Origin of the sequence: Bacillus crepusculi (assembly GCF_014764715.1) — a bacterium.
Lineage (GTDB): Bacteria > Bacillota > Bacilli > Bacillales > Bacillaceae > Bacillus.
Window position 1 is genome coordinate 154,506 of the sequence record NZ_JACXXE010000002.1, and the last position, 20,318, is coordinate 174,823.

Below are 20,318 nucleotides of genomic sequence, written 5' to 3' on the forward strand. Positions count from 1 at the left end.
CCTGAAGTGACGCACTATATTCATCATTATTGGCAAGTGTACTTTGAGTATGTGAATCTCATGAAGGACTTGTCCTATAAGCACATCCCACTTGGATTGATCAGTAATTTTTATCAATACATCAGCCCTGAAGTGAGAGAACGTATGGAAGATGAAGCGTTTGGTCAAGAACTGACAACCGCTTGTCCATCACCGGAGGAGATTCAGCCATTTTTTGATCAGCATAAACAGCAGATCAAGCGTATCGCTTATCGTCCAGCGAATGGAAAGGTGTTGCTTCATTTCGAACACCTGCGTTTTACTGAATCCAATTACGCCCGGTTCCATCCGGATCAAACAGTGGTGCTTGCTCGCTGGAAGAAGGCTGATTATTTCGGATTACCGGTCATCAGCAAGCCGGAATTAGCCGGAGAGGTTAATAAAGAATCCCATGCTGAATATATTGAAAAAGCAAATGATCTACTGAAACCTTACGCCGAGCACCCTGTCTTTGGCAATGTCTTTTTTAGAGAAAAACTTCGGAAGGACATCGTGCAATTTATTGATGTGATTGACCAGACAGAAACACTATTTGACATGCAGCCGATTGTAGCCGTCGTTGTTGGTACGACAGAAGATGTTTACAGCCGCGTACTCGCTCTGCAAACAGTGAAACGCCATCTCACGAGTATCTGCCTTCAGCACGGCGCGCTTATGGGAGATGAAGCCTTTTTGCCGATTTTCACCACCTGCCACGGGGTGTTTGGAAAGTATGAAAAGGACTGGTATGAAGGCAAAGGCTGTCAGCCTGAGCAGGTGGAGATCACAGGTCATCCAAGATTTGATTTGGTGAAGGAACGAACGCCGCTTCAACAGGAACTCATCTTTCGTAAATTGAACTTCAGTCCAGCCCAAAAGACAGTGCTTGTGGCAACGCAGCCGTTTTCAGAAGCTTTCTATGGTGATGTTCTTAGAACGATTGCAAAACAGAGGGACATTCAGCTGATCATAAAGCCGCATCCGTGGGAAATCGCCCGAAACCGTTTGACTGAGTATGTGGCCATCGAGCAGGCGGGGAAACTTACAAGGTTGATTAAAAAAGAAATCGACTTGTATGACCTGTTGCCATGTGTGGATATGGTCATCACGCTTACATCAACAGTCGGTCTTGAAGCAATGCTTTTTGAAAAGAGTGTGCTGATCGGGAAAATGACAGAAGGCAGAAGATACCCATATTACGAGTCGCTTGGTAGCTATCATATGGAAAATCCTGTTGAACTAGCTGAGAAAGCGATCCGTATTTTGTCGGATGACCAAGAGATGAAGCTGGCGAAGCAGCAAGGAGCTCATTTCATTAAACAACATTATCCGCATGCGCGATCGACCGATGTTCTGCTTTCTCTGCTCAAAACAAAAACAGGTGTGGATTTTCAGAGATGAAGATAGGGGTGTGCAAGCGAAATGGGACAAAAGAGAGCACAATTTCTTCCTTATGCATTGCCTTTCATTGAGCAGGAGGAAATTGACGAAGTCATTGAAACATTAAAGTCCGGCTGGCTGTCAACCGGACCAAAAGTGAGGCAATTTGAAGAAGAATTTCGGCAGCTGACAGGTGCAAAACACGCGATAGCTGTCAATTCATGTACAGCTGCTCTATTTTTAACGTTAAAGGCGAGAGGGATTGGGGTTGGTGATGAGGTGATCACAACCCCACTGACGTTTTGCGCAACAGCCAATACCATCATCCATACGGGGGCAACGCCTATTTTTGTGGATATTGATCCAGCGACACTCAATCTGGATGCAGAGAAATTGGAAGCGGCCATCACACCGCATACAAAAGCGATTGTACCTGTTCATTTTGCTGGTCAATCGTGCGATATGGACCGGATTTTGGCCATTGCCAAAAAATACGATTTGTTTGTGCTAGAGGATGCTGCTCATGCCCTTTATACGACGTATCATGGTCAGCCCATTGGATCAATTGGTGATGCAACCGCCTTTAGTTTTTATGCGACGAAAAATATTGCGACCGGAGAAGGCGGCATGCTGACGACAAATGATGATGCACTTGCTGCTCGAATCAGAAGACTAGCGCTCCATGGGATGAACAAGGGAGCGTGGAATCGCTATGGAGAAAAGGGAACATGGTACTACGAGGTTGAGGAACCTGGCTATAAAATGAACATGTTTGACGTGCAGGCGTCGTTAGGGCTTGTTCAGCTAAGCAGGCTGGATGACATGCAGGCGCGCAGAGAACAGATTGCCAGGGCATACAATCAGGCTTTTCAAAAAGAAGCAGGGCTGATCCTGCCGCCTGTCCATGAAGAGGGAAGACATGCATGGCATTTGTACGTGCTGCAAGTGGACCCGAAAGAAGCATTCATCACACGTGATGAGATGATTGATCAGCTGCAAAAAGAGTATAAAATCGGCACGAGTGTTCACTTTATTCCTGTTCATTTGCATCCATATTACGAGCAAACCTACAACTATTCACCAGAGGATTTCCCTGAATCGCTCACCTATTATAAGCGGACTCTCTCACTTCCTCTTTATCCAAGTATGACAGATGAAGATGTACAGGATGTCACTCATGCGGTGTTGTCTATTTTAAAAGAAAAGAAGGTGTCTTCATGAAGGTCGTTCATGCAATAGACGATCAGGTGCTCTCCGCTTGGCTGGAGAAATATAACCATCAAGCTGAAAACATGAACGCTTTTAAAAAGTTTGCCCTGGTCAGCGGTGCACAGCTTAAGGCAGTGCTTTTATACGAATGGTCAAAGTGGGAGAGTGGCATTTATGGTCAGCACATTTTCCATGTGAAGTACGTGGAAGCTGAGTCAGTGCTTCTCTTTAAAGAGCTGATGGAACGCTTCATCAATTGGATGCGAACAGAAAAATGTGATTTCTTCTTTTTGCGTCTGGACGCAGCAGATGTTCAAAAAAATCATATTGCACAGAAACTGTCGCATGTTTACTATGTCGGCGGGCTTACCCGGCTTGAGGCCCCGCCTGCACGAATCGACATGCCATCAGGTCATGATGTAGTCATCGATGAACCAGATGAAAAGGAGTATGATTCGGTCGTTTCACTTGGTCATCAAGCCTTTATGAAAAGCAGGTATGCCCTTGATCCTTTTTTAGATCAAAGGCTCGTCCAGCACTTCTATCAGGAATGGCTGAGAAATAATTTGTATGGACGTGCAGATATCAATCTTGTGGCAAAGATGAACGGTGAAGTCGTTGGCATGATTCAAGGAAAGGCTATAGACAATAAAATGGCGATTGAGCTTTTTGCCATTAGATCAGATATTCAAGGAAAAGGGATCGGGAAAAAGCTGTTTAGCGAGATGATGAAGGTATCCTATGACAGACAATATAGCTTCATCTCCGCTGGAACGCAGCTGCATAATTTTCCTGCCATCCAGCTGTATGAAAAGATGGGATTTAGAACAAAAAATACCTTTTTGTATTACCATGTGTGGCCGAAAAAAGGAGAGAGGTAAGATGGCGCATTTCTATATTGGAGATCGCAAAGTGGGAGATGGTGCACCTGTCTTTATCATTGCAGAGGCAGGTATTAACCATGATGGAAAACTGGATCAGGCGCTTGCTTTAATTGATGTGGCAAAAGAAGCAGGTGCCGATGCGGTGAAGTTTCAAATGTTTCAAGCTGATCGGATGTATCAAAAGGAACCGGGTTTGTACGAAACGGCCAATGGAGAAGAGGTATCCATTTATTCGTTAGTGGAACAAATGGAGCTGCCGCCAGAATGGCTTCCGGCTTTATTAACACGTTGTGAGGAAAAGGGACTGATGTTTTTAAGCACAGTGTGTGACGAGGAATCTGCGGATTTATTGAATCAAACCGATCCGCCTGCTTTTAAACTGGCATCCTATGAAATCAATCATTTACCTCTTTTGCGTCACACGGCTTATTTTCAAAAGCCAATCATTTTCTCAACAGCTGGGGCAACGATTGCCGATGTTCATGAAGCATATGAGGCGATTACGAGCCAGCAAAATAAACAAATCGCCATCATGCATTGTGTGGCAAAGTATCCAGCACCTAGGGCATTCACGAACCTTCGTGTACTTCAAACCTTCATTTCAGCTTTTCCTGAGGCAGTCATTGGCTTTTCAGATCATAGTGAGCATCCAACGGAAGCGCCTGTTGCCGCTGTGAAGCTTGGGGCAGCAGTGATTGAAAAGCATTTTACAGTAGATAAAACGTTGCCGGGAGCGGATCATTCGTTTGCCCTTAACCCTGAAGAATTAAAGGAAATGGTTCAGCAAATTCGAGCAGCAGAAAAGCAGCGAAATCAAACAGAAGCAGCCGCTCATTCTGTGCCTGAGGAGCTTCTGGGCAGTTCTTATAAAACGACAACAGCCATTGAAGGTCAGATCCGTGAATTTGCGTATCGGGGGATTTTTACGACAAGAGACATTGCGAAGGGCGATACATTGACAGCAGAAAATCTAGCCGTGTTACGTCCAGGACAAAAAAGGCAAGGCCTGCATCCGCGATACATGGAGGTTTTACTTGGCGCAAAGGCTGTGAGAGACATTCCAGCCCATACAGGCGTTTCATGGAAAGACGTGCTCGCGCAGGAGTTTCGAGATGATCAATGATGTGCTTTTTATCATACAGGCTAGGATGGGTTCAACAAGACTGCCAAAAAAGGTGATGAAACCGATTGGGGGGATGGCGCTGATCGATTTCATTGTGGAGCGGGTAAAGCAGTCCAACCATTACAATCACAAAACGCAAAACCTCATGATCGCCACAACAGTCGAGGCAGAAGATGACATATTGGCTCACTATTGTTTATCAAAGGGCTATAAGGTGTTTCGAGGCAGTGAGATGGATGTACTTCAGCGATTTGCACAGATTGTGCGCCAGTTTGAACCACAAACTGTTGTACGTTTAACAGGAGATAATCCATTCATAGATCCAGCACTTTTGTCGAAAATGCTTGAAAGACATAGACAGGAGAAGGCTGATTACACGTATACGAACGGAACACCACTCGGTATTTCCGGGGAAATGATTGCCGCACCTATTTTAAGTGACATCGACAATTTTCTCCTGACGCAGCCAGAGCGTGAGCATGTCACACTGTACATCAGAAAGCACCCGGAGCAATTTCACCTTCAATTATTCACACCGCCCAAAGAACTTGCATATCCTGCTTATCGATTCACGATTGATACAGAGGAAGATTACGTGTTTGCCACCCGTTTACTTGAGAAAGCTGGTGGTTCCATTGCTGTGCCAGCAGCTAAGCTGATTTCCATCTGTGAACAAGATCCAGACATTGTTCGGTTGAATCAATTTGTGAGACAGAAGGATGCTGAATGAATAAAAAAATCATGATCGTTGTCTATGGTGGTTTTTTAAGAGGGATGGGGCATGTCGTCAGAATGAAGCGGCTAGCAAGGGGGCTGCTTGAGGATGGAAGTGACCTATTTTTCTATACTAATGAGCGGATTTGTGTAGAAATGCTTTCACATCCAGAGTGGCATGTCCACATGGTGCAGGAGTCGAATGCGCTCCTTCAGCTACAGCAAGACATGAAGGAGCTGAAGCCAGATCTTCTGCTGATTGATGTGCTTGAATGTGACTTGGACTTTCTTCGAATGATCAAGAATTCCTGCGGCTCTGCAAAGCTGGTCTTATTCGAAGAAAAGAGAGAAGAAGCCTGCCAGCTTGCAGATGCGGTCGTGAACGGCATTTATGGAGGACTGGATGAAAGGCACATGCAAGTAAAGGGAACTTCATATTATCATGGAACTCCATATTTGTTGTTAGATCACGAGATTGGCAGATTAAAAGACACATATGAGGTTCGAAAAGAATGCAAACAGGTAGTCATCAGTCTTGGGGGCAGTGATCCACGCGGATTGTTATCAAAGGCTGTATCAGCACTTCTCTCAGCAAATCATTTACACATTCTAGCGGTTACAGGAAAAGCCTCTCACATCAAAGAACATGTGGAGGCTGATCATGTTCAAATCATTCGTCATACAGATCAATTATCTGCTCGTCTATGGGAAGCTGATTTGGCTATTGTTGCAGGCGGGATGACGTTATATGAGGCGGTTTGTATCGGGGTGCCTAGCATTGTACTTTCACAAGTAGACCATCAAGCAGTCACAGCCAGTCATTTCGCGCAAAAGGGAGCCTGTCTGCACCTTGGATTAGGTGATCAAGTGGGTGAAAAAGAGATATTGCGTGCTGCTCGAAGGCTGTCCGGCAGCTATTTTCTCCGTAGGAGCATCCATCTCAATGGACGGACACTCATTGATGGAAAAGGAACTGAACGAGTGAAAAACATTCTTATACAACTCATGAACCATCACCAAAAAGAACATAAGGATGTGTAGATGTGAAGGGAGTTATTTTAGCAGGAGGAAAGGGATCGCGACTGGCACCACTAACAAAGATTTTTAACAAACATTTATTGCCGGTTGGTCCATATCCGATGATTTATTGGTCATTGTTCAAACTGAAAGAAGCGGGTATTGTAGATGTGATGCTGATTTCACAAAAAGAACAAATCCCGCTGTTTCAAAAATTGCTTGAAGGCGATCAGGGACTTGGGATGAATATTGTTTATCAAATACAGCCAGAGGCTTCTGGTATTTCGGACGGTTTATCCTATGCAAAGCCCTTTGTAGAAGAGGAGAAGTTTGTGCTCATGCTTGGTGATAATGTATTTGAGGATTCATTAAGCCCCTTTGTCGAAGCCTTTCAGCAGCAAGAAAGAGGGGCCAAGGTTCTTTTGAAGGAAGTGGCAGATCCGAAGCGGTTTGGCATTGCAGAAATTGATGCTGCGCACCACCGGATTTTATCAATAGAAGAAAAACCAGAGCATCCGCGTTCGTCTTACTGCGTCACAGGTATCTATTTTTATGATCAAGAAGTCTTTCAATATATTGAGGAAATCTCGCCGTCAGATCGAGGCGAATTAGAGATTACGGACGTGAATAATCTCTATATCTCAAATAGCCAGCTTACCTATGATATGTTAAATGGATGGTGGATTGATGCCGGAACACATGAATCTCTTCACCAAGCATCTACGAAAATGTTTGAAACGATGAAGAAAAAAGAGGGATATGAATGACGAAGTCTTATTTAATTACAGGCGGAGCGGGATTTATTGGGCTGAATTTTGTGAAGCTGCTGCTTCGGGAATCAGATATCCGGCTCACCATATTTGATAAATTAACGTATGCCAGTCATCCAAAAGAAATGGATGAATTATCTAAACTATCACAATTCCGTTTTATTCAAGGGGATATTACTCAGCAGCATGAGCTGGATCAAGTATTTGACGAAGCCTATGATGCCATCATTCATTTTGCAGCAGAATCGCATGTTGATCGCAGTATTGAATCAGCAGAACCTTTTATTCAAACAAACGTCCTCGGTACCTATCGTATGCTGGAAGCGGTCTTAAAGGGAAAGGCGAACAAACTCGTTCATATTTCAACAGATGAAGTATATGGAGATTTGGAGCTCGATGATCCTGCTTTCACAGAACAAACACCACTTTCACCAAACAATCCTTATTCAGCAAGTAAGGCGAGTTCAGACCTGCTTGTGAAATCCTATATCCACACCCACCAATTACCCGCCATGATCACACGATGCAGTAACAACTATGGACCGTATCAGCATGAGGAGAAATTAATACCGACCATTATTAGAAAAGCGGTCAATGGTGAAAAAATTCCGATTTATGGAGATGGTCTTCAGATTCGTGATTGGCTGTATGTAGAGGATCATGCAAAAGCTGTGAAGCAGGTAGTCGAGAACGGGACTGCCGGGCAGGTATACAATATTGGCGGCGGCAACGAAAAAACGAATCTCGATTTAACCAAAACCATTTTGACACAGCTCGGCATCAGTCATGATCAAATAGCGTTTATTCAAGACCGAAAAGGACATGACAGACGGTATGCCATTGATGCTAGTAAGCTAAAAGGAGAGCTCGGCTGGACGCAGGAGACTTCATTTGAAGAAGGTATCAAAAAAACGATCAATTGGTATCGTGCCAAATACGATCAGAGCGAAGAAGGGTGACGGATGAAAGTTCTAATCACCGGTGCAGGCGGTCAATTAGGAAAAGAATTGACCAAACAGCTTAAGGAAAAAAGCATCACCGTCATTGCTTTAACAAGGAGCATGCTCAATATCGCAGACCAGCAAGCAGTCAGACACGCGATGAGACACTTCTGTCCTGATATTGTTGTCAGTGCGGCAGCATATACATCTGTTGATCAATGTGAAACAGAAACGGAAAAGGCGTATCTTGTGAACGGCATTGGCGCCTACTATACAGCGATGGAAGCAAAGAATGTAGGGGCTGATGTGTTACATGTCAGCACAGATTATGTGTTTGACGGGCAAGCGGATACCCCTTATCAGGTCGATGCACAAGCAGATCCTCAAACCATTTATGGAAAGAGTAAAAAGCTTGGCGAGGAATTGATTCATCTTGTGTCAGACGAAGTGAAAATCATCCGTACATCGTGGCTCTACGGACATGAGGGCCATAACTTTGTCAACACCATTCTTCGGCTCGCTGAAACGAAGGATCATTTGCGCATCGTAAACGATCAAGTAGGATCACCGACTTATACAAAGGATGTAGCAGAGGCCTTGATTCATTTATTTGATCAAAAGGCAGGCGTGTATCATGTCAGTAACCGAGAAAGCTGTTCCTGGTTTGATTTTGCGTCAGAAATTGTGGCAAAAAGCGGCCTGTCTACCACCATTGAGCCGATTTCCACGGAAGAGTACGGCTTCCAAACACCTCGTCCAGCCTATTCTGTGTTAGATCTTCAAGCGATTGAAGCCACAGGCTGGCAGCCGAGGCACTGGAAGGATGCACTTCACGAATATTTGCAGAAGGAAGGGAGATGGCATCAGCATGATTGATGGTGTACAAACGAAAAAACTCATGAAACATTGTGATGATCGCGGCTTTTTCGCAGAACTCATTCGAGATGATGAACCGATGCTGAAGCGCTTTGGGCAGGCGTCGTGGTCGAAAAGCTTTCCAGGAGTGATCAAAGCCTTTCATTACCATGAAAAACAAGATGACGTTTGGTTTTTCCCAGCAGGTCATGCACAGGTCGTTTTATACGATTTGCGAGAGGATTCTCCTACAAAGGGTCAAACCGATGTGTATTATATGGGAGAAGACAATCCAATGCTGCTCCTCATCCCAAAGGGCGTTGCGCATGGCTACCGTGTACTAGGCGAGACGTCGCTACAAATTGTGTATTTTACAACAGAATCCTATGACCCGAACAACCCAGATGAAAAGAGAATCGCTTGGAATGACGAGGTGATCGGATTTGATTGGGAAACGACATTTAAATAGAGAACAGAGGCCTTTCGCAGGAGAAAGGTCTTTTTTTGTTGAAATACATTCTATAGGTGTCATTTTATGTATATTTACTAAGCTGAAAAAAGGATGTGGAGAAGTTTGTCTAACAGAATTGCATTTGTAACGGGAGCAAGTACAGGGATTGGAAAGGCAATCGCCATAAAGCTTGCCGCTCAGGACCATGTAAAGGTCATCATCAATTCTAGAAATCAATCCTCACTAGAACAGGCGCAGCAGCACATTCAAGACATGACAGAAACAAAGGAGCCGGTGGCTCTTTTCTGTGGAGACATGTCGCATGAGGCAGTGAGGGCTGAGGCCTTTGCGACAATCGAAAAAGAGTTTGGCAGACTAGATGTGTTGATCAATAACATTCCAGGAGGGAAGCCAGATACATTTGATTCATGTGAAAGTGACGAGATGCTGGCAGCTTTTTCACAAAAAGCGATTGCATACGTTGATACGATGAAGCGTGCGGTAGCAATGATGAAAAGACATGAGTATGGGCGGATTATTCAAATTGTCGGGAACCTATGGAAGGAACCTGGTGACCAAATGTTTACGAACAGTATGATGAATGCAGCGATTATCAATGCTAGTAAAAATGCAGCCACACAGCTGGCATCCTCTGGAATTACGGTAAACTGCTTAAACCCAGGCTTTATTGTAACAGATCGGTATGAACAATTTATCGGGAATATGATGCGTAAACAGACATTATCACGGGAAGAGGCTGTACAAGTTGTCGCATCAGGTATTCCGATGCAAAGGGTGGGCACAGCGAGTGAAATGGCTTCGCTGGCAGCTTTTATCGCATCAGAGGAAGCCTCCTATGTCACAGGACAACAAATATCCGTCGATGGTGGTTCGATGAAGAGTATTTAATATAAAAAACCCGCTATTTGCGGGTTTTTTGATGAAAACGAATCGGGAGTATGTGAAGCCGGTCGATAAATAGGGCTAGCTGATCTATTGAAGCCACCATTGAGATGCGTACATAACGTCTTCCATATGCACCAAACACACCCCCAGGCGTCACAACGACATCTGCATGTTCGAGTAAATAGTCAGCAAATGCATGAGAATCTTCGAAATCATCAGGGATCGGAGCCCACAAATAAAAGGCACCGGCTGGGCGTTCAATGCTCCACCCAAGCTGTTTTTCTGCTTGACGGATGAAGAAATTCATTCGTTCAAGGTACACCTCTTTCAATGATTGAAGATGACGATCATCACTTTGCAAGGCGATGGTTGCAGCTTGTTGAAACCCGCCATACATACTGACAAATACATGATCTTGAAAGGCGTTAATCGCCTGAATGATTTCCTCATTCCCAACAGCAAAAGCGACTCTCCATCCCGCCATATTAAAAGTCTTTGATAGAGAATATAGCTCCACTCCTACGTTTTTTCCAAGAGGAGCATTCATAAAACTCACTGGTTTTTGCTCATAATGAAAGGAGCCATAAGCAAAATCATGAATCACATGCAGTCCGTGAGTGGACGCAAATTCAGCAGCCTCTTCAAAAAAAGGATCATTTGCCACAGCACCAGTTGGGTTATTCGGATAATTTAAGAAAAGAACCTTTGCCTTTTTTAACACATCAGGATCAATTGAAGAGAGATTCGGCAAATAGCCATTCTTCTCATCAAGTTTGATGCAGTATGGCCTTGCGTCAGCCATCAAAATCCCTGAATGATATTCTGGGTATCCTGGATCGGGGACGAGGGCGAGATCACCTGGATCAAGCAGGCACTGACTCATGACATAAAGACCTGTTTTTCCACCATTGAAAAGGGCAATTTCCTTCTGTGGGTCAATCTCAGCCCCGAATTCCTTTCTGTAGAAATCTGCAATGGCTTGCTTGAAAAAGTCAAAGCCTCTAAAAGGCGCATATTGCTGGAATTGCAAAGTGCCTGCAGCCTCTTGAAGGGCGCGTACGATATGTGCAGGAGTAGGAAGATCGGGATTTCCCTGACCCAGGTTGATGATGTTCGCTCCGTTTTGTTTTTTATGCGCGATTTTCTTAAATACGGTTCCGAATTTCTGTTCTGGCAGCCGTTTAATCATGTTAGATGGTATGATCTTCAACACATTAGCCTCACTTTCTATCTCTTCACTAATTCATCTATCAACAGAATCGTTGCCTGCTTTTGAATGTTGCGGATAGACGAGGCAACATCCTGTGAGGATGATCCTTTTAATTCAAGAGATACGATGCCATTAAAGGCTTCAAATAAAGAAAGATCCACAAAGGTGCCTTTGGATGGGCCGGATTCACTGACGATCATAGTATCTCCAACTAAAGCGTCCTGCGGAATATGGACATGATCAATGGTGATATGTGTGACCTCTGGCGGTATGTGACCGCTCTCTTTGAAATGCTGAGGGTATAAATGGCAGTCTGCGATATAATGCGTATGTCCAGAAAGCAGCCCTCTTGGCAGATCCGCTTTTTTTCCATCGACTAAAACATCGATCAGCAGCTTGGCCATATCCACCCCAAAGACCTTTTTGATATTCGGAATCATATTCCATCCAGCAAATCTAGCTGCAGATTCGATTAGTCCGGTTTCTCGATTTTTCATGAGCTTGATCTCTGTATGGGTTGCACAGTTTTCAAGGCCTAACCCTTCGTTTGCCATTCTTGCTGCCTCAATGATGATTTGCTGGGCTTCATTGTCTAAGATTGATGGAGTAATATGAGCCGTTTCTGTAAAACCGATTTGAGGGGTCTTATCATGAATGACAAAAGGGATATATTCTCCTTCGACAACTAGTCCTTCAACACTGACATAATCAGCATATCCTACATGATGATACCAATCCTCGTAGGCACCCTCTAAATACGTTTCAGCGACAAATGGTGCTTCGTATGTCACAGCGTTAGGGACTGGAATGGTTTGCAAATAGGATTGTACGTTTAAAAAGAGATCATCACTGCCGGCTCGGTCATGAAAAAGGGTGACGCCAATGGAGCTTGCTAAATATGTAGGCTTTAAAATAAGCGGTGTACCGATATGCTTAATGGCTTTCTGAAAATCAGATAAAGTGGTGACAGGCTGAGTTTTGACTGCTTTGACCCCAGCCGCGTTGAATGCAGCCCTCATTTGGCTTTTATCACGCGCTAATTCAGCTGCCTTTACCCCGGCGCCGCGCAGCCCAAGACGTTCAGCGGCTTTTGCCATTGGTGCAATGAATAATTCATTATTGGTGGTGATCGCATCCGCTTTGAAAAAGGAAGCGACGCGAACTAGGTCATCCACCACCTCTTCCTCGGATTTCAGATAATCATCATGTGCCCAGTAAATCGAATCTGGGTGTTCAAAAGAAGAGGTTGTGTCAAAATAATCACGATCTTTAATGACCGCAATGGAGTATTTTTCTATTAGCTCAGCGTGCCCCTTTGTAATGGCAAAGGGTCTTGGGATATAAGAAACGATATGATACGATGCAGCCACGCTTTCATAAAACATGTGGGGCGGGCATCCTCCTAGGTCAGCGATGACAAGTACGGTTTTTTTACTCAATGAAAGCACTCCTTTTTATCTAGCGGTGTAACCGCCGTCTGCTGTGACAACACTCCCAGTCATATAGCTGGATAGATCAGAGGCGAGAAAGAGCATCACGCCAGCAATTTCTTCGGGTTTTCCAAGACGCAACAATGGATTCACCTTTGCTTTTTCCCTTTTGACAACTTCGAGACTTTCTGAGTGATTGTCTATAAAGGATTTTTCATTTAACGGTGTATCAATGATTCCTGGGGCAATACAATTTACCCTGATTTGATGAGCGGCATAGTCAATTGCCATTGATTTGGTTAGTTGGATGACGCCGCCCTTTGTTGCGTTGTATGCAGGAATGTCAGGCCATCCAACGAGACCCCCGACAGATCCGGTATTAATAATGCTCCCACTTTTCTTTTCAAGCATGTGCGGCAATGTATGCTTACTCATGAGAAATACGCCAGTCAGGTTGACCTGTAGAATGTGGTTCCAATCCTCAAGCGTCATCTCGTGAATGGGAGAGACGATTTCGATGCCTGCATTGTTAATCAAAACATCAATTGTCCCGAAGCGGCTGAGCACGGTCTGAACGGTTTGATGACAGTCAGACTCATTTGTTATATCCGTTTTGAAAAATGCAAGATGCTCATGCGGCAATGCTTCGACGAGTTGTTTGCCGCTTTGCTCATTGATGTCAGCCACTGCTACTTTTGCCCCGTGTTCAAGGAAGAGCTTGACGGCGGCAAGTCCAATTCCTGATGCACCTCCTGTAATCAGGACGACTTTCCCGGCAATATTCATTTCTTCACCTTAGACGTTTTTGGCTTCAAGCGATTATAGCGGGGAGGGAAGAAGAGATTAATAGATTTTGATGCTTCCGGCTTTGGATTAATGGCCCCGTGATCTTCCTTTGGATCACAGAAATAGGTGGTGCCAAATTCCATTTTCTCTGTAAAGCCTTCAATGGTCATATCATAGCCGCCGCTAATGCAAATGCCGATTTGTTCATTGCGATGCTTATGAAAAGGCATTTCCCCGCCATTTCCAGGTATGTTGGCAATCATGAGCTCCATCCAATCCTCTACAAAAAAGGTCACTTCCATACCAGGAAGTAAATCACGCGTTTTGAAAATGTCTAAGAAATAAGTAGGAGGAGCCGTATATTCTTCGCCATCTTTTAATCTCTTAATATCAATGGCGATCACTTCTTCATCTGTCAGATTCGATGCGCCGTGAGGAACGAATGGTGGTGCAATATAGGCTGATTCTAATGGGGTGAGCAATTGGGTCGATTGGCCGACCGTCATTTGAAGCTCGCCTTTTAATACGATGCCGATTTGTGCTTCTGGATGCTCATGAGGTTCGATGATCGTGTGAGGAGGGACATGTGAAATTAACACTTCCGTATCGCCTCTGACCGTAGAATATTGGATGACACCATTATCCCATTCTCGTTTTTTCGCTTGAGGAAAATATAATTCTTGCACCTTTTGTTCAGTTGTCATGTTACATCTCTCCTTTTCCGAATATAGACCAGCTCATAGGAATGCTTTTAAATGTTCGAATGAAGGTGAGCCCGTATGTAGCTCTAGCCACCTCATTGGTTAAAGCGAAATCAAATTCGCCGTCTCTTACTTTTTGTGCGGCTGTACTTGTAGAATTGACAAGCTCAAATTCAGCATTTTGATGAATAAAATATTGAATCAAATTCACAGGTGCAGGATGAGAAACAATTTTTAAATGGTGAAGCATTTGTTCTTGAAAGGGGAAATCTGGTCTAACAGCCAAACCATACATGGGCGTGTCACATCTAAAAATTTGTAAAAGCTGTAGGTCGGGTCTCATGTAGAAGTGTTTGATTCCTTCGTATGCGTGTGGAACGAGAGTATATTGGAGTGCGTTAGAGAGAGTGTGTTCAATGCAAGTTTCGAATGTGTCATAAAGGGATAGTTTCGTATGGGTGCCGAGTGTAGAGGTGGAATGAGAGATGAAATGTTTTGCTGCATATTCACTGCTTGTCCCCTTAGGGCCTAATGTATTGACTGTAAACATCTTAGGTGAAACGATGGGCTCTTCTTTGAAATGAAAAACATCATTCTTTAAGATCATGTTTACCATCCAATCTTTTTCAAATTTTTACTAGATTATAAAAAATAAAATTGGTAATTGTCAACAAAATTTATAAAAAATGTATTTTATGATGATATTAAAAATTGATCTAAAAAACTGCACATATCGAGATGTGCAGTGAAATGAGCTCACGTTTCAAATGTGTTTTTATGTTTCTGCTGTAAGGTTTTTTCACGTTTATAGCTGACGAAGCTGATGAAAAAACCAACAAGCGTAATGAGTGCACATACAAGTCCTACCGTATGATAGCCGAAATGGACATAAACAGGTCCCATCAGAGCTGACCCAAGCATAACGGCAAGATTGGAAGCAAGGCTGTAAAAAGCCATCACTTTGCCTCGGTGGGTTTGGGAGCAGTCGCTCAGGACGGTGCTCAAAAGCGTGACAGATAAACTTTGCATGGCACCCCAAATAAATAAAGCGAAAATGAGCAATGTCCATGAGAACGGTGCATAAGGAAGTAAGGCAAGAACGAGCGTAATGCCGCCCAGCACAAAGAAAAGAGAACGCGTTTTGCCAAACCAATCTGCTAATTTCCCGGTAAATATACTCATGGAAAAGCCAACACCATAAGCCATGATCAGAAGTCCAGCTGTTGATTGCCCTCCGGAAAACAGACTTTGCAGGTATGCTCCTAAAAATGAGTACATGCCATAAAACCCAAGCATGTTACAAAATGTCACGGTCAAATAGGCAGGAACACGGTCGATTTTCAAAGCCCCCCATAAAGAACCTGATTTCTCCCTAGTTTGAGGTGCCTTCGGATCAGCTGTTGCGACTTGTTTTCGAGATTCAAGGATGACGAGCAGCAGGACAACGAGACTCATCATGGCGAAAATCCAAAATGTCCAGCGCCAGTTCAAACTTTGGCCGATAAAGGCGCCAATGGGCACACCAAGGACAAGAGAAAGAGACCAGCTAGATACAATGAGTCCCATCACTTTGCCGCGATATTCGTATGGAACCCGGTCGCCCACAAGAGCATAGGCTGTTGGCACAAATACACCAGTCGCCAGCCCAGAAATAGCACGGCCTGCAAAAAACACTGCCAAATTTGGGGCAGCAGCACACATCACTGTTCCAATCAAAAAGAAAGACAGCCCAATCATCAAACACAGCTCTCTTGAATACCGGTCCCCTAAAGGAACGAGCAGCGGAGCTCCAACCAGCACAGCTAACCCATATATGCTGATGGAAAGAGCGAGAATATCAAGAGATTGCTGAAAAGAGTTTGATAAATCAGGCAAAAGTGGTGAAATCACCAGTTCCTCCGATCCTGCCGCAAAAACGCCAAGTGTAAGCGCGATGGCAAGTGTGATGGGAAACGTTTTAGAAGCCTGGCTGTCTAAAGATTCTTTCATCAAGTGATCCCTCCATACTTGCTTTTTCATTCAATTCCGTTAAAATAAATTCTACCATTATTTAGTTTTATTTTACATTTCGCATCATAAGTATTATCATAAAATACTTTTCAAATGGAACGATTTTTGGATGGGAGAGGTACGAATGAAAATCACCGATGTAGATGTGCATATTTTAAATGAATTGAGAGAAGATGCCCGCTTATCCATGAGGGAATTGTCAAAACGAGTGAATTTATCAGCACCTGCGGTAGCAGAAAGAGTGCGTAAATTAGAGGATGCAGGGATTATCGAAGGGTATTCTGTTCAGGTCAATTATAAAAAATTAGGGCTTCTGATTGACTGCCTGCTGGAAGTCACGGTATTAAACGGGGAATATCAGCGTTTTGTGACATTTATGAATCAGCATCCACGTGCGTTCTTTGCTTATCGAGTGGCAGGACAATCCTGTTTTTTCATTAAGCTGTCAGTTTCTTCACTTGAAGAAATTGAAGCCTTTATTCAAGAAGTATCTGGTTTTACAAAAACGGTCTCCCATATTGTCTTATCAGAGCACTCTTTTTCTCATCCCATTCAGGAACGTGTGAAGCAAATAGAAGAGCCAGAAATGACCGTGGTGAAATAAAAAGGACCTCCCTCAGGTCCTTTTTACTCGTTTATCTGACTGATAGCTCATGATCGTTATGATGAGGCCAATGAATGTCACGCCTGCAGCAAATAACGGAACAAGCTGTAAATGTGTGATCTCGATGGCGAGGCCGCCTAGTGCTGCACCGCCGGCATTCCCAATATTAAAGGCAGAATGACTGAGCGTCGATGCGAGGGTCGGTGCTTCATGTGCCATGTTCATCGTGCGGTATTGCAAGGTAGGAACAAGAATAAATGAAATGATTCCCCAAACAAAAATGGTCAGCACGGCAGGCACTTTGAATTCAGAAGTGACTGTAAATAATAACAGGACAGCAATGAGCAGGATAAGCGTCACCATAATACTCGGCATCAGCTTCCAGTCGGCAAGCCTTCCGCCAACTAAATTCCCGATGGTGACCCCAAGCCCGAAGAGGACAAGGATAAGCGTGACCCCATTTTCCTGAAAGCCAGTGACTTGCAGCAGGATAGGACTGATATACGTAAAGGCTGTAAACACACCAGCAAAACCAAAGATGGTCATTGCAAAGGAAACGAGTACTTGTGGTTTTTTCAAAACGGATACTTCATTTCGAATATCCAGTACTTCTTCCTTCGACTGATTCGGGACTAAGCTGATGATACCGATTAAGGAAATGAGACCAATGACTGCAATGACTAGAAAAGACATACGCCAGCCGAATTGATTTCCGATAAAGGTACCGAACGGCACACCGAGTACATTGGCTACCGTAAGTCCTGTAAACATGAAGCTGATCGCGCTTGCGCTTTTCTCTTTAGGCACAAGCCGTGCAGCCATAATGGCTCCGACGCCAAAGAAGGTCCCATGAGCAAATGACGTTAAAATACGTGCGGCCATCAACAGACCATAAGAGGTTGATACAGTAGCGAGAGCATTTCCTGCGACGAAAAGAATCATTAACAAAATGAGGAGACGTTTCCTCGACAGTTTTCCAGTGGATAACGTTAAAATAGGTCCGCCAACTGCGACACCAAGTGCATATCCAGTAATCAGCTGCCCAGAAGCAGAGATGGATACATGGAGATCATTTGCGACGTTTGGCAAAAGCCCCATAATGACAAATTCAGTCATGCCAATTGAAAATGCACCGAGCGTTAAGGCAAAAATAGCGATGGGGAAGTTTTTCATGATGTGATCACCTTTCTAAACAAATACATAAAAAGGCTTCGGAGAGATCCGAAGCCTTAAGAGTTTATCATACATGGAAATATGACGCCAGCTGCTCGTTTGCTAATCGGTTTCCAACAAAGAAGGAACCGAATTCGCCGTAACGTGCACTGACTTCATCAAATCGCATTTCATAAACCAGTTTTTTAAATTGAAGAACATCGTCTGAGAAAAGGGTGACGCCCCACTCATAATCATCAAACCCGACAGACCCTGTAATGATCTGTTTTACTTTCCCAGCATAGCTTCTCCCAATTAAACCGTGACTTCTCATGAGAGATTTACGCTCATCCATTGAGAGCATGTACCAGTTGTCATTGCCAGAACGTCTTTTATCCATTGGATAGAAGCACACGTATTTAGAAGAAGGAAGCTCTGGGTATAGACGCGCGCGTACATGTGGGTTTTCGTAAGGATCACCGCCATCGCCGCCTCCTGCTAAGTAGTTGCTGAGTTCAACAACTGACACGTACGAATAGGCTGGAATCGTAAATTCTGCTAGTCGTGATTTGTTGAATTCAAGCTCGATTTCATTCAGTTCTTCCATTGTCGGACGTAAAATCATGAGCATAATATCTGCTTTTTGGCCGACAATACTATAGATTGTTTGGCTTCCAGCCTTATCGTGTTCAGCTGTTTTCCATTTTTCCATTAGACCTGTAAACTCATGAATAATGGCTTGACGCTCATCGCTTGTGAGCATCTTCCAAGCTGTCCAGTCAATTGTTCTAAAATCATGCAGCGCATACCAGCCGTCTAATGTTTGAGCTGCTTCATTTGTTGTATGTTGTTCGCTCATTTCTTTCACTCCTATTTACAGTTTTCCATCTGTTCCAACTATAACATAGTTTGTCCACATGAAGATGTGATCAAAACTTGAACGAAGAAACGGTTTTTATGGAAATTGGTTAAATTAGTTTGAAAAATAAGAATTTAATTTGTAAGCGCTATAATGTAAGTTGGTAGTTTGAATTTATGTAGAAGAAGAGTATGCTTAAAAGAGAACGCTTTTTTTGTAAAATCAAGGAGGGTATTGAAGTGGCAGATATTTTTTCAACAGTTCAGGAAAAGGTTGCAGGTAAAGGAGTAAAGATCGTTTTTCCTGAGGGAATGGACGAACGCATTCTTACAGCCGTTCAAAAGCTAGCAGATGGCAAAGTATTGCAACCGATTGTTGTAGGTAAAAAACAAGAAGTTGAAGCAAAAGCAAAAGAATTAGGTCTTACACTTGATGGTGTTGACGTGTATGATCCTCATACATATGAAGGTTTTGAAGAGCTTGTACAAGCTTTCGTAGAAAGACGTAAAGGCAAAGCAACAGAAGAGCAAGCAAGAAAAGCATTACTAGATGAAAACTATTTCGGTACAATGCTTGTGTATAAAGGTCTGGCAGACGGACTTGTGAGCGGTGCGGCACATTCAACTGCTGACACAGTGCGCCCAGCACTTCAAATCATTAAAACAAAAGAAGGCGTAAAGAAAACATCTGGCGTCTTCATCATGGCTCGTGGCGAAGAGCAATATGTGTTTGCTGATTGTGCCATCAACATTGCACCAGACAGCCAAGATTTAGCTGAAATTGCAATCGAAAGTGCAAACACAGCAAAAATGTTTGACATTGAACCACGTGTGGCGATGCTTAGCTTCTCAACTAAAGGCTCAGCAAAATCAGACGAAACAGACAAAGTATCTGAAGCGGTTCGCATTGCAAAAGAAAAGGCACCTGAGCTTGTACTTGATGGAGAATTCCAATTCGATGCAGCATTCGTTCCTTCAGTAGCAGCGAAAAAAGCACCAGATTCCGTGATCAAGGGAGACGCTAGCGTATTTGTTTTCCCTAGCCTCGAAGCTGGAAACATCGGCTACAAAATTGCACAGCGCTTAGGTAACTTTGAAGCTGTAGGTCCAATCCTGCAAGGCTTAAACCAGCCAGTAAACGATCTATCAAGAGGCTGTAATGCTGAAGACGTTTACAACCTTGCGCTCATCACAGCAGCTCAAGCACTATAATATAATCATCCAAGAAGCTAGCTTCGTGTCAAAACGAAGCTAGCTTTTTTATGTGAATTAGGTATTAAAACCCAATACATACGATTC

Annotated in this window: 21 protein-coding genes; 13 read left to right on the forward strand and 8 right to left on the reverse strand. The window is 43.7% G+C overall.

Annotated elements, in window-relative coordinates; translation table 11 throughout:
* Positions 1-6: 6 nt before the first annotated feature.
* From IEE86_RS04730 to IEE86_RS04780, 11 genes are all read left to right on the forward strand, one after another.
* Positions 7-1,419: a capsular polysaccharide export protein, LipB/KpsS family gene (locus IEE86_RS04730; RefSeq protein ID WP_191096181.1), complete on the forward strand. Its 1,413-nt coding sequence runs from the start codon at positions 7-9 to the stop codon at positions 1,417-1,419.
* Between the two features lie 21 nt (positions 1,420-1,440).
* On the forward strand, positions 1,441-2,619 hold the full coding sequence (locus IEE86_RS04735) for a DegT/DnrJ/EryC1/StrS family aminotransferase (protein ID WP_191096182.1): 1,179 nt from the start codon (positions 1,441-1,443) through the stop codon (positions 2,617-2,619).
* Positions 2,616-3,488: a GNAT family N-acetyltransferase gene (locus tag IEE86_RS04740; RefSeq protein ID WP_191096183.1), complete on the forward strand. Its 873-nt coding sequence runs from the start codon at positions 2,616-2,618 to the stop codon at positions 3,486-3,488. The genes IEE86_RS04735 and IEE86_RS04740 overlap by 4 nt, the downstream gene beginning before the upstream one ends.
* A gap of 1 nt (position 3,489) precedes the next feature.
* Positions 3,490-4,614 carry an N-acetylneuraminate synthase family protein gene (locus tag IEE86_RS04745; protein WP_191096184.1) on the forward strand — a complete coding sequence of 375 codons (1,125 nt, stop codon included), beginning with the start codon at positions 3,490-3,492 and terminating at the stop codon, positions 4,612-4,614.
* Positions 4,604-5,344: a cytidylyltransferase domain-containing protein gene (locus IEE86_RS04750; RefSeq protein WP_191096185.1), complete on the forward strand. Its 741-nt coding sequence runs from the start codon at positions 4,604-4,606 to the stop codon at positions 5,342-5,344. The genes IEE86_RS04745 and IEE86_RS04750 overlap by 11 nt, the downstream gene beginning before the upstream one ends.
* Entirely contained in the window at positions 5,341-6,369 is a 1,029-nt protein-coding gene (locus IEE86_RS04755; RefSeq protein ID WP_191096186.1) for a PseG/SpsG family protein, read from the forward strand. The genes IEE86_RS04750 and IEE86_RS04755 overlap by 4 nt, the downstream gene beginning before the upstream one ends.
* Before the next feature lie 2 nt (positions 6,370-6,371).
* Positions 6,372-7,112 (forward strand): sugar phosphate nucleotidyltransferase, encoded by a 741-nt coding sequence (locus tag IEE86_RS04760; protein WP_191096187.1) that lies wholly within the window; start codon positions 6,372-6,374, stop codon positions 7,110-7,112.
* A complete protein-coding gene (rfbB, locus tag IEE86_RS04765; protein WP_191096188.1) occupies positions 7,109-8,074 on the forward strand; it encodes a dTDP-glucose 4,6-dehydratase in 966 nt (321 codons plus the stop codon). The genes IEE86_RS04760 and rfbB overlap by 4 nt, the downstream gene beginning before the upstream one ends.
* A 3-nt stretch (positions 8,075-8,077) precedes the next feature.
* Complete coding sequence (rfbD, locus tag IEE86_RS04770) at positions 8,078-8,932, forward strand: dTDP-4-dehydrorhamnose reductase (RefSeq protein ID WP_191096189.1); 855 nt, start codon at positions 8,078-8,080, stop codon at positions 8,930-8,932.
* On the forward strand, positions 8,925-9,380 hold the full coding sequence (locus IEE86_RS04775) for a dTDP-4-dehydrorhamnose 3,5-epimerase family protein (protein ID WP_191096190.1): 456 nt from the start codon (positions 8,925-8,927) through the stop codon (positions 9,378-9,380). Before rfbD ends, IEE86_RS04775 begins: the two co-directional genes overlap by 8 nt.
* A 93-nt stretch (positions 9,381-9,473) precedes the next feature.
* A complete protein-coding gene (locus IEE86_RS04780) occupies positions 9,474-10,271 on the forward strand; it encodes an SDR family oxidoreductase (protein ID WP_191096191.1) in 798 nt (265 codons plus the stop codon).
* A 13-nt stretch (positions 10,272-10,284) separates the two neighbouring features.
* On the opposite strand, the gene IEE86_RS04785 is transcribed toward IEE86_RS04780, so the two are convergent.
* The 6 genes from IEE86_RS04785 to IEE86_RS04810 form a co-directional block, all read right to left on the reverse strand.
* A complete protein-coding gene (locus IEE86_RS04785; protein ID WP_191096192.1) occupies positions 10,285-11,478 on the reverse strand; it encodes a pyridoxal phosphate-dependent aminotransferase in 1,194 nt (397 codons plus the stop codon).
* Between the two features lie 17 nt (positions 11,479-11,495).
* Positions 11,496-12,917, reverse strand: coding sequence for an alanine--anticapsin ligase (locus tag IEE86_RS04790; protein WP_191096193.1), 1,422 nt, complete (start codon positions 12,915-12,917; stop codon positions 11,496-11,498).
* A 15-nt stretch (positions 12,918-12,932) separates the two neighbouring features.
* Positions 12,933-13,694: a glucose 1-dehydrogenase gene (locus tag IEE86_RS04795; RefSeq protein ID WP_191096194.1), complete on the reverse strand. Its 762-nt coding sequence runs from the start codon at positions 13,692-13,694 to the stop codon at positions 12,933-12,935.
* Positions 13,691-14,398: a 3-((4R)-4-hydroxycyclohexa-1,5-dien-1-yl)-2-oxopropanoate isomerase gene (bacB, locus tag IEE86_RS04800; protein WP_191096195.1), complete on the reverse strand. Its 708-nt coding sequence runs from the start codon at positions 14,396-14,398 to the stop codon at positions 13,691-13,693. Before bacB ends, IEE86_RS04795 begins: the two co-directional genes overlap by 4 nt.
* 1 nt (position 14,399) lies before the next feature.
* Positions 14,400-15,002, reverse strand: a complete 603-nt coding sequence (locus IEE86_RS04805; RefSeq protein WP_191096196.1) for a type 2 periplasmic-binding domain-containing protein — start codon at positions 15,000-15,002, stop codon at positions 14,400-14,402.
* Positions 15,003-15,151: 149 nt separating this feature from the next.
* Entirely contained in the window at positions 15,152-16,384 is a 1,233-nt protein-coding gene (locus IEE86_RS04810) for an MFS transporter (protein ID WP_191096197.1), read from the reverse strand.
* A 145-nt stretch (positions 16,385-16,529) separates the two neighbouring features.
* Here IEE86_RS04810 and IEE86_RS04815 point away from each other — a divergent pair, with 145 nt between their 5' ends.
* On the forward strand, positions 16,530-17,009 hold the full coding sequence (locus IEE86_RS04815; RefSeq protein WP_191096198.1) for an Lrp/AsnC family transcriptional regulator: 480 nt from the start codon (positions 16,530-16,532) through the stop codon (positions 17,007-17,009).
* A gap of 12 nt (positions 17,010-17,021) precedes the next feature.
* Here the strand turns inward: IEE86_RS04815 and IEE86_RS04820 are convergent, their stop codons facing one another.
* The gene (locus tag IEE86_RS04820; RefSeq protein ID WP_191096199.1) at positions 17,022-18,182 is read right to left on the reverse strand and encodes an MFS transporter; all 1,161 of its coding nucleotides are present in this window, start codon (positions 18,180-18,182) and stop codon (positions 17,022-17,024) included.
* Positions 18,183-18,249: 67 nt separating this feature from the next.
* Entirely contained in the window at positions 18,250-19,020 is a 771-nt protein-coding gene (gene hemQ, locus IEE86_RS04825; protein WP_191096200.1) for a hydrogen peroxide-dependent heme synthase, read from the reverse strand.
* A 239-nt stretch (positions 19,021-19,259) separates the two neighbouring features.
* On the opposite strand from hemQ, the gene pta reads away from it, so the two are divergent.
* On the forward strand, positions 19,260-20,231 hold the full coding sequence (gene pta / locus IEE86_RS04830; protein ID WP_191096201.1) for a phosphate acetyltransferase: 972 nt from the start codon (positions 19,260-19,262) through the stop codon (positions 20,229-20,231).
* Positions 20,232-20,318: the final 87 nt, after the last annotated feature.

What these genes read in the sequence shown, in the direction of transcription:
- IEE86_RS04735 (WP_191096182.1), top strand. Translation starts at nt 1,441, where the DNA reads ATGGGACAAAAGAGAGCACAATTTCTTCCTTATGCATTGCCTTTCATT.
- IEE86_RS04740 (WP_191096183.1), top strand. Translation starts at nt 2,616, where the DNA reads ATGAAGGTCGTTCATGCAATAGACGATCAGGTGCTCTCCGCTTGGCTG.
- IEE86_RS04745 (WP_191096184.1), top strand. Translation starts at nt 3,490, where the DNA reads ATGGCGCATTTCTATATTGGAGATCGCAAAGTGGGAGATGGTGCACCT.
- IEE86_RS04750 (WP_191096185.1), top strand. Translation starts at nt 4,604, where the DNA reads ATGATCAATGATGTGCTTTTTATCATACAGGCTAGGATGGGTTCAACA.
- IEE86_RS04755 (WP_191096186.1), top strand. Translation starts at nt 5,341, where the DNA reads ATGAATAAAAAAATCATGATCGTTGTCTATGGTGGTTTTTTAAGAGGG.
- rfbB (WP_191096188.1), top strand. Translation starts at nt 7,109, where the DNA reads ATGACGAAGTCTTATTTAATTACAGGCGGAGCGGGATTTATTGGGCTG.
- rfbD (WP_191096189.1), top strand. Translation starts at nt 8,078, where the DNA reads ATGAAAGTTCTAATCACCGGTGCAGGCGGTCAATTAGGAAAAGAATTG.
- IEE86_RS04775 (WP_191096190.1), top strand. Translation starts at nt 8,925, where the DNA reads ATGATTGATGGTGTACAAACGAAAAAACTCATGAAACATTGTGATGAT.
- IEE86_RS04780 (WP_191096191.1), top strand. Translation starts at nt 9,474, where the DNA reads ATGTGGAGAAGTTTGTCTAACAGAATTGCATTTGTAACGGGAGCAAGT.
- IEE86_RS04795 (WP_191096194.1), bottom strand. Translation starts at nt 13,694, where the DNA reads ATGAATATTGCCGGGAAAGTCGTCCTGATTACAGGAGGTGCATCAGGA.
- bacB (WP_191096195.1), bottom strand. Translation starts at nt 14,398, where the DNA reads ATGACAACTGAACAAAAGGTGCAAGAATTATATTTTCCTCAAGCGAAA.
- IEE86_RS04805 (WP_191096196.1), bottom strand. Translation starts at nt 15,002, where the DNA reads ATGATCTTAAAGAATGATGTTTTTCATTTCAAAGAAGAGCCCATCGTT.
- IEE86_RS04810 (WP_191096197.1), bottom strand. Translation starts at nt 16,384, where the DNA reads ATGAAAGAATCTTTAGACAGCCAGGCTTCTAAAACGTTTCCCATCACA.
- IEE86_RS04815 (WP_191096198.1), top strand. Translation starts at nt 16,530, where the DNA reads ATGAAAATCACCGATGTAGATGTGCATATTTTAAATGAATTGAGAGAA.
- IEE86_RS04820 (WP_191096199.1), bottom strand. Translation starts at nt 18,182, where the DNA reads ATGAAAAACTTCCCCATCGCTATTTTTGCCTTAACGCTCGGTGCATTT.
- hemQ (WP_191096200.1), bottom strand. Translation starts at nt 19,020, where the DNA reads ATGAGCGAACAACATACAACAAATGAAGCAGCTCAAACATTAGACGGC.